This is a genomic window from Cohnella soli, assembly GCF_042655525.1.
GTDB lineage: Bacteria > Bacillota > Bacilli > Paenibacillales > Paenibacillaceae > Cohnella > Cohnella soli.
Window position 1 is genome coordinate 461,037 of the sequence record NZ_JBHSMI010000029.1, and the last position, 12,179, is coordinate 473,215.

Genomic DNA, 12,179 nt, shown 5'->3' on the forward strand with positions numbered 1-12,179 from the left:
TTGTTGCCGGCAGGCTTGGTTATTGAACGCGATGAACGGAAGCATACTCGTCCACCGTGCCGCGAATTTCAATCGGAACGACAGACGTCTTCACGACGCCGTTGCTGTAGGTTGCCTGGAAAACAAACGAGTATGGGCCTCGCGGTAATTTCTTAAAGACTAGATTCGTATCCGCTTCTTTGAGCAATCCGCGCCAGAGCATACTAGTTTCACCGGTTATGCCGAGCGCCTTCCGAAGCTCCGGGGACGCCGCGGCGACAACCGACGTCGGCTTCGTGCCTGACGAGGCCGTATCGGTTACGGATGCCTCGAGCGCGAACGCTTCGCCCGCCCAGAACCAGTTAGGCGGACGTGTGGCGTCCGGATGATTGCGGTTGTAGCTTAGACGGTTACGTTCCCATGCTTCCGTATGGTTCACGTACCCTTGCACGCCGAGCGGACGAACGACAAACGTCTTCTCGCGAACAATCGGAGCAGCTTTGCCGTCGCTAATCGTCATTTTCACAGACCACGTGCCGTTCGCTCCCGCTCCGGTCGGCAAAGTGAAATCAGGCCCGACATTCAGCGGGTACGGATAAATTGAGAGGAATGAGCGGTCGTAGGCTATCGCTCCTCCCGGGGTGGTCAGTTCGTAACGGACGGTCAACGGGTCTCGCTCGTTATCGCCAAGTCCGACAGGCCTCACATGGAGAGTATCGCCTTCGAAAATCGGCATCATCGCATCGTTCTCGTCGTATGTGTAGAGCTTGAAGTTACCAAATGGCGGCGTATTATTTATCAGTTGGACTTGTAGCTGCTTCGTTTCCGTATTGCCATTCGGCGTTCGCGACGTCCATTCGAACGTGTATGTACCGTCTGGAATTGCACCCGTTGGCGTAAACGATGCGGTCCATGTTTTATTGCCTACACCGATGATGGATTTCGTCTGTCCGTTCAGCGCTATCGTACGCTGGAATGACTGGCCTTTGAAAGCGACGACAGTCGTCTGATTCGGATATTCCGTCGTACCTGCCGCCAGCGTCACCGGATAACCGAGCACGATCGTCTGGACCGCTTCATTTTCCGGAGAAACAATAGAAGGAACGAGCTGGATCGGTGTCAGCACTTTAACCGAGAAATCTTTGTAGGCGTTTGCGCCGTTCGATCCGTTGGCCTGTATACGGTACGTATAAGTACCATCTGGCGTCGTGGCTGGAATCACCGTGCTGTAGTCGTTCCAGGCAATGTCGCTCCCCGTCTTCTTGCCCGTGTAATAGGGAACGGTCTTGTTGACGTAAGACCCCATCGTGAATTGCAAGTCGAGCGATAAAGGGAATCGTGTCCACAGTTCGTAGCCGGTGACGCTTTCGCTGGCTGGCACGCCACTTACAAGTGTAAATGCCGTGTCCGTCGCTTTGAGTTTCGCCGCAAGCTGCGGTGGAGGTGTCGATGCTAACGTAAAATTGAGCATAAACGGATCGCTCCAAGCGCCTTCCACGTCCTTAACCGTATACTCCAGACGGTACGCTCCCGGGGCGAGTTCATCCGGAATTTTGTAATACCACTCTCCTTCGAAGCTGTAGCGAATCTTCCGATCGACAATGCCTTTTTTAACAGGATCGCTGACGTTGTGATCGAGGTCGTACGATTTGTCTACCCAGGTCGTCTGGTAGCAGCTGCAGCTCAAATCATAAGTCCAATCGAGAGTGGCCAAAGCAACCGGCTTGCGATGAACAAGAATCGTCGTTTTGGCTTCGTTCGAATAATAGTTGTACTTGGCGAATCTCGGATCGGCGGTCGGCTGATCTTTGACTCTACGGTAGACATCATATTTGCCTGTAAATGCGAGTTTGTTTTTGAGTGTTTCCGCCGTCCATTTGCTCGCATCGAATGCATTCAGCGCAAACGACGCATGGCCAATCGAATTGTCAAAGAAGTTCTCCTCATGGACGTACATCGTTTGCCGCTCAATAATCGGATCGGTTTCCGGATCGCTTTCCTCGGTGAGAAGATTAAAACTTTCATTGACTTGTACGATCTGGCTTGCTGAAGATGGATTCTTGGAAGCGATGAGTTCAATAACCCTTTGGACAAGCTCCTCTATTGGCTGCCCGTTGTTCTTGATGTGCTCGGCCGGGCTCGATTGGTTTTTCATTGCATCCGAACCGACTAAAATAATAGAAGCGTCAGATAAACCTTTCACTTTGCCAAAGTCGACTGGATCGTTGATGATACCATCCGATACGTAGATAACATACTTCGCAGATGTCGTCCGCGTGAAAGGATTGCCGAACGGTTGTCTCACATCTTTATAGATCGTGCCCGAGTAATAGCCGTAATAATTGCTCACCCATCGCCAATCGTAGACGTGGAACGTCTCCGTCCATGTTTTCGTCACTGTGCCGGAGTAAGAGCATGTCCTCGACCAGTTAAACCCCAAATATTTGCCCTTGGAATCGTAAACGGCGTTGCTCGAGTAGTTGTAAGAGCAAGTCAGCGTGCCCGAATACCCGGCGCTGTCGCTATACGATACTGTCCCAGGACATGTCGTTTCGTCATTTGGGTCGCCTGCTTTAACGAACCCGCCCTTTGAGCAAGAGTCGGAAGCCCCTTTGCTATCCGAATTGACTTTCGTCTCATCGTGGCCGAAATCGACATTTGAACCATTGTCCGTCACACTGTCCCGGTTCAGCGTTCCGCAATAACCCGCGCTGCAGAAAGGATAAGTTGCGGGAGGGTAACTCGTTCCGGTCGTATACACCGTGCTTGACGGTTGGCTATAAGTGTACGTATGCATGTCCCACAGATTCACTTGCGGATCGATGCCTGTTTGGCGAAGCCTATTGCTGATCGTGACCTCGTTGCTTTTCAGGTAGTCGATCTTCGACTGAGCCAGATTTTTGTCCGCAAGGAAATACGCATCGACTTGGGCCCGAACTGCCGGTACATCCGTATAAATGTCGTTGTACGGGATATAGTTATCGATCTCAATCTCAAATTGTTTCGTAGTCGATCGCTTGTCCGCTGAGGTGATGTATTCGGGAAAAGTTTCTTGGCCGAATTCTTCGGCGACAGTAACGACAATTCGGTATTTGCCGAGCTTTGACGAAGGCGGCTTGTACTGCGAGACAGCCGTCAGGCTATCGAACGAGTCGATGAGCTGCGAATACGTTTCGTCTCCATTGGCGTCGTAATAAACTTTGAAGCTCTGATTTGTAATGGTATCCCCGTCCGTACTGACCGGATCGTCGAACAACGTGAGCGCGTCTTCTCTGCTGATTTGGCTCGAATAAGGGTAGAAAATAACTGCCGGATCTTCATCGCGCAAGACACTAAATGGCAGTACGTAAGGTTCGGACGTTCGCCCGAGCGCATTTTTTACCTTTAGTGTGAGTTGATAACGCCCTGGCTTCTTGAATAAAAATTCTTTGTGCTGCATTCCATCGACTTTCAGACGCTGTGCCGCGAGATCGCTGTCTTCCAGCGCTTCCCAAGACCAAATCCACTCATTCAGCGGATATGTCGCCTGCACATACGGATCGATTGCAAGCGCCGAAGTGTCGTCAGCGGACATTTTGCGGTTTTCTTTGAACAGCCCGCCGTTAAGAAGGAACTGTGCCCGCGGAGTCGTGTCATGGACGTTTACCCATTGTATGCGTTGGCATCCCGGATCATAGTCGGCAGGAACCGACGAATCGGTCGGCGGAAAAGGCGTCCATTGCACAAGGACTTGATGTAAACCATCCGCATTATCCCCGAAAATAAAGTTGCCCGCGAAGAAATCCGTATCGCTCACAGGAATGCCGTCAATCCACACTTTGCGCGATTGTACTTTGCCAGCATCGGTGGAATCGGATGGATGATAGGGCACAATGTCAAAAGCATCTTTTGGGATATTCGCAGAGCAAGTGAGCATTTCCGGGTACTCGGGCAGCGGAACTTGTGGTGGTTTATTGGTTATGACCGGAAGCGCTGTTTCTCCAAAACGAACGGTATACGTGTAGTTTCCTGCATCAAACGTAGTAGAGGGGTTAGGCGATTCGTAGTGTGCCTCGGCGTGGAGTTGAATGACGACCTGATCGTTTTTCGTGAAGTCGCTCTTGTTGAACGTGATTGCATTATCGGTAAATCGCCCGATCTGACGTCCGTTATCGAAAATGACTTGTCCGTTAGAGTTCGTCTTTACCGTCTTCGTCGTTGGTGTTCCTGCAATATTGTACGTGATCGTAAAAAGCCAATAGGCGACGTCGTTTCGGGTGTAATATTCGACTTTACGGAAAGGGTCTTTATACATGACATCCTGGTCTGCGGGATCGACCTTCCGATCGTCGTGAATAATGGATTCGAAGTTGAACGTCCACTTCCATGAAGGCGGCGCTTTCGTAAGATCGACCTGTGTCTGCGATGCATCGCTGGATAGGATGTATTTTTCTATGAGCTTGTCTTTCGGCTTGATCGTTGTCGATTTTAGTCCGGGCTTCTTCTTACCTGTGAGCTTGTCCAACGCGAATGATTGATACCATATGCTGCCATCGCTGTTCTCGTGGAACATTCTTCCTTGCCCTCCCGCCCATACGGATGGCACTTGCTCGACGTACATGTAGTCGAATAGGTGTCTGGAGGTTTTTGAGGTGATGCTATCTTTTGGTGTTCGATTTTTATTCGTTGATTCGATTATGCCTCCATTGAAGTAATCGTTTTGGACGACTTTGTCGAATACGTCAATTACTTTTGTACCACCATCGTAGACATCCTGTGAACTATTGAAATTTCTGCCGAAAACAGGAGTGAATTGTCTTGCTGCTTGGCGATTGTCTTTTGTTAAGTTACTCTCCCATGGGCGATATACCCACTTCATTAAACTTGGACTTGTTCCGCTCTGAGCATCATCGAGAAAGTAGGGGTTCGTATATTTGCTTCCGTTTCGATCAAACCCATAGTAGCGGTACTCCCCTCGTTCGCCGCTCTTCGTAAAATACGGGTGCGGTAGCTCAACACTGGTATCCGTATTTTTATGCACATCTCCATCAAGTGTCTGCCATTCTTCCTTAAAATCATTGCTCCTCGTATTTAGTTCCGCAATCGTACCATAAGCCACGACTCGTAAATCGTCGAAAAGCTTTTGATTAAAAGCTTTGATTGAATTATCCGACGGCAACCGAATACAAATATCAAAGCCAGGCGGCGGCTTGAGGTTGACGTTTTTTTGTAAGCATTGCGTCATATCCATAGCCGCAGCTTCTATGAATTTAGGACTTAGCGGGAGAATCATTGTCGCAAGAAAGGATATCAGTAGGATGACGTGTAGCGACTTTTTCCTCTTTCTTCTTAGCCACTTCATTGATATCCCTCCTATTTATCTCCGTATGCTCCTATTGAGATTCCTATAAACTTTCGACCAGTCGAATATATAAGAATTTCCCGACTTTCAAACGTTTTCTTGATATTAACCTGGTACGAATCCCGACTAGAAGTAACCGCGGTATCAATAAGCTTCTTCACAGGAGCTGGATCTTTGAAGAGTATGTCAAGCATGTCATTCAGCGGTTTCGATGCTCTCTCAGAGAAACCAGGTTTAATCCCCAATGAAATTCCATAGTTGTTCCCCGTAAAGCCAATATTTAAATCGTCGTAAATATCTTGATCATTGAAGTCCAAATAAAAGTTTTGATTGAAAGCCTTCTTTTTCATTTCATCATTTTGATAATATCCTAAATGCGCATATGCATTATCTACAACTCCATCGTACGAAGATTGGGAAGAACGAAGCGTGTCATACACTTTTTTCATTTCAGCGTTTGCAAAAACAAAAATCCCTTCACCATATCCGGGTTGAGGAACCGTAGAATATGAAACTCCTGCCAAGTTCAATTTTGCTGGAGACCTCATGGAGGCGTTCGGAAGTAAACTAACAATTTTCACAGCTTCCGCTCGTGTGATCGAGGCTGTTGGATTAAAATAGCTATTATTCCCTGTCATGATGCCACGAATAGCAACTTTAGCAATTACATTGCGATAAGAATCATCTAGGGCTCTATTTAAATCCTTGAATAACTGAGCCGCGGCTACTTTGGCATACGAATCATTGACAGGGCCATGGAAATAATCATCTAACCCGTTGATTATCCACGCAGCACGTTCACGGGTCAGATACTCGTTGAATCTTCCATCGTACTCCCCATTACGGATAATCCCGAGAGCCTTCGCACTTTTCTCGTAATTGATATACCACGGCTTTCCTTGTGTAAAATTAATATCCGGGTCATAGAGTCTATCAATCACCCACTCCGGAACAAGAGCAAGTTGATCCTTCGCCCAATAAAGCTTACCGTTCTCATCCTTCTCAGACATCGATAGGAACATCATTTGCAAAAACTGGGCGACCGTTACCGGATCGTTCGGTTTAAACACGCCGTTCGGGAATCCTTTAACGATCCCTTTCTGGACGGCCTCCATCACGTAGGTATAAGCCCAATGCGTCGCAGGCACGTCTTTAAAAGCAATCGAGTTCGCCGCCTCATCATTCGCATAGGTCTTTTGAGGAATAATGGAAATGAACGCCACCGCCAACAAGATCAACAAACCCTTTTTCACTAAAAATCGCTCCTTTGCTTATTCAGATCATCATCTACCGGCCAAGTACGGCTACAAGTTACTTTCTTTCGCTAACTAACTCCCCTTCCATCAAGCCGCATCCTACCGAATTACTTACTTTCGCTTGTTAACTGCCCCTCCACAACGACGCATCCTACCGAATTACTTTCTTTCGCTTGCTAACTGCCCCTCCACAACGACGCATCCAACCGAATTACTTACTTTCGCTTGCTAACTGCCCCTCCACAACGACGTATCCTACCGAATTACTTACTTTCGCTTGCTAACTGCCCCTCTACAACGCCGCATCCCACCGAATTACTTTCTTTCGCTTGCTAACTGCCCCTCCACAACGACGCATCCTACCGATTTACATACTTTCGCTAGTTAACTCCCCCTCCACCACTCCGCATCCCACCGAATTACTTACTCCCCCTTACTACATCCCCCTCACCGCCTCAAAAGGCAATAAAAAAAGAAAGCAGTCCCTCGTCGTCACAACGTCAGCGGGTGCTTCCTCGCTTGAATCCCAATATTTAGATAATTTATTATATAAACAACATTAGCGACACGTCAACTAGAATTTGTCATAATCTATCATCATTCGTCAAATTAGTGTTCGGTCGCCATCCATGTCTAACTCCTAATACCGACGTGTTCGAGCATTCTCCTCAAACTTGCTGCTCGTACGCAAGCTGGTGGCCGTCTTCGAAGCCTTTGGCGAATCCGGAGTTGTACCCTTCGTTGTACGCCTGATTAAAGCCCGCGTTATAGGATGCGCTACCGCCTGTCGGCTGCTTGTTTGTTGCCGTTCTGCGCCGGGACACCTTCTTCCGCGAACGCAGCTTGCCTTTGCCTGACCGAGTTTTTCCCCGTCGCGACTTCGCCGTCCCTTTGAAGCTGCGGCCGGCGCCTTTTTTCCTTGTGCCTCCGCCCCGCTTGCCGCCTCTACTGCCCGCTCGTTTCGTACGCGCCGATCGCACTTTCCGCTTCAACTGCAACACCTCCTTACCTTTTCACCGTTACCTCTTTATCCTCGTTACTTCTCCGGAAAGCCAGGGAGCTCCCGGCTCTCCCTTGACCGGGGGGCGCCAGCTCTGACCGGATACGAGACGCAGCAACGCGCCCTGCATGCCGGTCAGCACCCTTACATGTTCATGCAATATCTCAGGGGGGACACCGGTCGCGCCGGAGACGTCCGCAGTACTCTCCAGCATTCTCGCGAGCGCTTCCTGGCTTCTCGTGATGGCGTTCATCAATTTCAGCTTAATTTCCCATTCGAGCTGCAACGGATTCATCTCATTCGCGCCCCGTCTTCCCCGCCCCCGCCGAACATCGAAGCCATTTCTTCACCATCGTCCGAGTCCGGGTTCAAGATCGCCTTCATATTGCGGCTAAGCCCGTTGCACAGCTTCGTCAAACCTTCGATCAGTTCCACGTTCTGTTCGTGAACATGCAAACACGTCGACAATTGGTCGCTATGAGCCTCGAAAGTGTCGTTTGTGACGTGAGTGCACAACCAGTTGCGAACTTTCTCGGCTTCCGTCGCTTTCGCTTCCAAAATCATCGCGACGTTCCACTGCAGCTTCGCGATAGCATCCAACGTCACGTGATAAGCTTCCTCGCGGCTGCTCATTTCTTCGGCCCCCTTCCCTGTCGGACGAGTTTAACTACTCCTCGTCTCCCGAATCTCCCATCGCCTTCAAGACACTCGTCATGCTCTCGGCAACAGCTTCTTGAAGATCCGCCAAGCTGTTCAAGTAAGAAATGACGCTTTTATTTACGTTCGCCGAGCTATCCAGCAATCCGTCCAATCCGTTTAATTGGGGATGTTCGTCCGGCAGCGCCTGAACGAGATGCGCCATACGTACCGCAACATGCCGTTTTGCGTCTAATATTCTGGCCATCTGCTGGTGGGATCTCGACAAATGGACGACGATCTCAGTCAACAATTCCTGCATCCGTTTTGTTTCCCCCATCCTTCGACATCTCGCTATTAATCCCGGGCCGGGGCCGAGATTTCGTCCAGTCAACTACAGCATATGCCGGGGGCCGGCGCTTGCAACACCGGCAAACACCCATTACCGGCGCCTTCCGAACAACGCCGACAACCCCACTCCCGGCCATCGTTTCCGATCAACCTGAAATAGGGTGCTCCGCTTCGCCAACTCATCTCCATCACAACAACTGTTTCAGAAGCGGTGGAGCGATAATCGGCAAACCTTGCTCCAGCCCGCCCAAATGCTCTTCCGTCATTTCCGTCTGCGGTTTCAAATGCAAGTTCCACATTCTCATAGCCGCCGCGCTCATCAGCTTTCTTGCCTTCGTTCCTTCGATATAATAAAAAGCCCCGTCAGGCAGCTTTGCAACCGTCGTACTATGCCACCGATGTTCCGCCTCGACAGCCCGAATCGGCTCCCCGACAGGCCATCTGCGCAAATCGACTTGCGACACGCGCACGGCGGGAAATGAAAATGTTCCTTCTACGCCCCTTCTGACGCCGCCTTCGATCCAATAATAGTTTGCTCCCGCGCCCTGCACGACGACATTTTCCGGGAAATAATCGCCCGTATGCGCTATTTTTTCTCCAGTTTGCGCTTCCCGTTCGTGGGCGAACGGAATCCACTCGTACGGATTGTTCCATTTGTCCATAAAATAAAACTCGTTTCGGTCGTTCACTTCCTGAAACCGATCGCCAAGCGCCTTCATGCTGACGCTGCCGAAATGATGAATGAAGCTGTCTTGCGCGATGACGAGACTTTTGCCAAGTAATCTGACCCGAATGTTGTAGTCATCATCTTCGAAGTTGCCGATTTCGTACCCTTCGTCAAAGTAGCCGACACTGTCGAAAAGTTCGCGCCTGAACAACAGGCAGAATCCGGCTAGCCGCTCGATTTTCCGCCACCGCGATGGATCTTGATGGTTGTTCAGACGGGCAAACGCCGGCATATCTTCAACTTTGCTATAGGGTACGTCCACCTTCTGCTCCCCGCTGATGTAATTCGTAATCGGCCCTACCATGCCAATCCTGTCGTCGCTATTTAGGCAGTCGATCATATTGTCCAACCAGTTCTCCGTCGCGATCGTATCGTTGTTCAGCAACATAATCGTACGGCCTTTGGCCATCATTAGCCCCGCGTTAATCGCTCCGGCGAATCCCCGGTTCGTCTCCAGCACGCGATATCGGACTTGACCGCCTAGCTTGCGTAAATAAACGTCCGTGCCGTCCTCAGAGGCGTTGTCGACGACGATGATCTCGTACGGCAGATCCGTGTTCTCGATGATGCTGTTCACGCAAGTTCTAAGCATCTCCAATTGGTTAAAAGTCGGAATGACGATGCTCGTGCCGTCGAACAGCGTAGGAAAACTTTGGATACCCGACTGAACGCCTTCACGGTAACCATCTCCGAACCCCAGTCGGTAACGCGCGCGTATACTTGCCGCAAGCTTGCCCGCACCGCGGATAACTCGCCGGTTTCGGCGGATGGATGACGGCGAACGAGCCCCCGAGCGATCCGATCGTTTGCTTGATCGATGGCTGTTCTGTACTCGCGAGTCCCCATGCACAGCCGCCGCTCTTGTCTCGGCCATATTAGATCACCTCATCAGGGTAAGAATCATTGCGGTCGGGAAACTCCAACCCGGCGATCCGGTTCGCTAGATGGCCGAAGTCGATGACGACTCTGCCTCCGATGCCCGCCAAATGCACGACGATCGGAATAGCCGGAACTCCCGCAGCTACGAGTGCGATATCGTAATCGTAAGCGGACGCTTCCGCCACAACACGATGTACGTCCGCATAACCGTTCACTGGGGTGACCATTCCAACGATGCTGAAGCCTTGACCGGCCAATACGTGCGCAAGCTTATCTGCGACGTTGCCGACGGTAATGATTCTCCGCCCGCTCATCAATTGTTGCAGCAACCCTTGTTCATGCAATAAATAATTCATCGTTGAAGATGTGTAACGCAGTTGTCGATAGTCGATTCCATGCGCTCTCAGCACTGCGAACAAAAGCGGTTGAAAGTGCGGATGCCGCGATAGCGGCACACCGACGAGCGAAGCGTGTTTCAGGCATTCGACGATTTCATCGCGCGCATGCAAATTCGGCACACGAATGCCAGCGTACGGCAGAAAAGGTCCCGCCTTTCGAACCTCTTCGACAGTTAGCACCTTGTCTTGAGCGAGCGTGAGCAGTTCGCCATCGCCGAGCCGGACGAAAGCATATGGTTTTTTCTCCTGCACAGCCTGTGCCATCTCTTGATAGACCGTGAGGCCGTCCAGCAGCGGAACGCCCCGATTCCTTAACTGCTGGACACCTGCGGCGATCGCTTCCTGTACTGTCACGTCCGGAATAATCGTGTCGGGCGGCAGGTGCATTTCCAACAGCTTCTCGCCTGCTGCGTTAGCCCCTTCCAAATAACCTTTGTCATAACTGCCCCGCGCTTCGGACAAATCCTCATCTTCGTCAATGAGCGGGTCCATAGCGACAGCTTGACGTCCTCGGTAAAATTTCCTTTTGCGTAAGCGAGGTTTACTTTTGCGTTTTGTGAGTTTGGCCTTTTTCCTTGGAGCCGTCTTCTCCGCCGTTTTACGCTTCTTCCCCGAGCTTTCGGAGATACGTCGTTTCGGAGAAGGTAAAACCTCGATCGTTTTCGATTTCGGCTTCGGCTTAGGATTCGGAATCGGATTAGACTTTGAGGATGATTTCGGGGTTGGCTTGACGACGTCAACGGGCACGCTCTCCGGCTTAGCTACAGCTGCAACTCCCCCTCCTGCCGGCCGCTGCACCGGATTGCGGAGGACGGAAGCGATGCTGGGGCGTCCGCGTATGCTTCGATTCGTCACGTAATCGCCCCCTTTAATCTTTTGCCGGCTTCCTCCAACGATTCGAACGTGCCTGCATCCGTCCACCAGCCTGTCAATTCCTTATAATGCAACTTCCCTTCCTTTGCAAACGCGTTGTTCACGTCCGTAATCTCCAACTCGCCCCTGCGAGAAGGTTTAATGCCGTTAATCCATGTAAACACTTCCGTATCGTAAAAATAAATGCCGGTCACGCAATATTCCGAAGGCGGATTTTCCGGCTTCTCTTCGATTGATTGAATCACTCCGCTATTCGGATCGATTTTCGGCACGCCGTAACGTCTTGGGTCCGCCACCTTTTTGAGCAGCACCATCGCCCCTTCGGGCTGCCGTTCAAAATGTTCGCGGTACGGTTGAAGGCTTTCCTCAAACAAGTTATCGCCTAGAAGAACAACAAATTTCTCTTTCGGGAGCAGCAAAGGCCGTGCCAAATCGAGCGCTTGCGCGATTCCACCGGCTTCTTCCTGTACTTTGTAAGCGATTGACACTCCCCAATCCCTGCCGCTTCCAAGAACGTCCGCGAAGCTGCCGAGAGCCGACCGGCCGGTGACGATCACAATGTCCCTGATGCCGGCGTCCCTAAGCTTCGTCACCCCGTAACAGATCATCGGATACGAGCCGACCGGCAGCAGATGCTTATTCGTCCAGTAAGTCAGCGGCTTCAGCCTCGTGCCCGTTCCGCCCGCCAGTATGACTGCCTTCAAAGGTATTCCTCCTCGTAGTTGGACGCGGGAAACCG

The 12,179-nt window shown here is 50.8% G+C and carries 9 protein-coding genes; all 9 read right to left on the bottom strand.

Annotated features, from left to right (window positions below):
* Positions 1 to 19 precede the first annotated feature (19 nt).
* The 9 genes from ACFPOF_RS22410 to ACFPOF_RS22450 all read right to left on the bottom strand — a co-directional run bounded on the left by ACFPOF_RS22410 (position 20) and on the right by ACFPOF_RS22450 (position 12,144).
* Positions 20 to 5,320 (bottom strand): Athe_2463 domain-containing protein, encoded by a 5,301-nt coding sequence (locus ACFPOF_RS22410; protein WP_378136794.1) that lies wholly within the window; start codon positions 5,318 to 5,320, stop codon positions 20 to 22.
* Positions 5,321 to 5,331: 11 nt separating this feature from the next.
* Positions 5,332 to 6,573: an S-layer homology domain-containing protein gene (locus ACFPOF_RS22415; RefSeq protein ID WP_378136796.1), complete on the bottom strand. Its 1,242-nt coding sequence runs from the start codon at positions 6,571 to 6,573 to the stop codon at positions 5,332 to 5,334.
* 671 nt (positions 6,574 to 7,244) lie between these two features.
* Positions 7,245 to 7,568: a hypothetical protein gene (locus ACFPOF_RS22420; protein WP_378136798.1), complete on the bottom strand. Its 324-nt coding sequence runs from the start codon at positions 7,566 to 7,568 to the stop codon at positions 7,245 to 7,247.
* 27 nt (positions 7,569 to 7,595) lie between these two features.
* Entirely contained in the window at positions 7,596 to 7,871 is a 276-nt protein-coding gene (locus tag ACFPOF_RS22425; RefSeq protein ID WP_378136800.1) for a hypothetical protein, read from the bottom strand.
* Entirely contained in the window at positions 7,868 to 8,209 is a 342-nt protein-coding gene (locus ACFPOF_RS22430) for an alpha-helical endospore appendage domain-containing protein (RefSeq protein ID WP_378136802.1), read from the bottom strand. Before ACFPOF_RS22430 ends, ACFPOF_RS22425 begins: the two co-directional genes overlap by 4 nt.
* A gap of 34 nt (positions 8,210 to 8,243) precedes the next feature.
* A complete protein-coding gene (locus ACFPOF_RS22435; protein WP_378136804.1) occupies positions 8,244 to 8,552 on the bottom strand; it encodes a nucleoside-diphosphate sugar epimerase in 309 nt (102 codons plus the stop codon).
* Positions 8,553 to 8,751: 199 nt separating this feature from the next.
* On the bottom strand, positions 8,752 to 10,164 hold the full coding sequence (locus ACFPOF_RS22440) for a glycosyltransferase family 2 protein (protein WP_378136806.1): 1,413 nt from the start codon (positions 10,162 to 10,164) through the stop codon (positions 8,752 to 8,754).
* Position 10,165: 1 nt separating this feature from the next.
* Positions 10,166 to 11,422 (bottom strand): GT-D fold domain-containing protein, encoded by a 1,257-nt coding sequence (locus tag ACFPOF_RS22445; RefSeq protein ID WP_378136808.1) that lies wholly within the window; start codon positions 11,420 to 11,422, stop codon positions 10,166 to 10,168.
* Positions 11,419 to 12,144: a sugar phosphate nucleotidyltransferase gene (locus tag ACFPOF_RS22450; protein ID WP_378136810.1), complete on the bottom strand. Its 726-nt coding sequence runs from the start codon at positions 12,142 to 12,144 to the stop codon at positions 11,419 to 11,421. Before ACFPOF_RS22450 ends, ACFPOF_RS22445 begins: the two co-directional genes overlap by 4 nt.
* Positions 12,145 to 12,179: the final 35 nt, after the last annotated feature.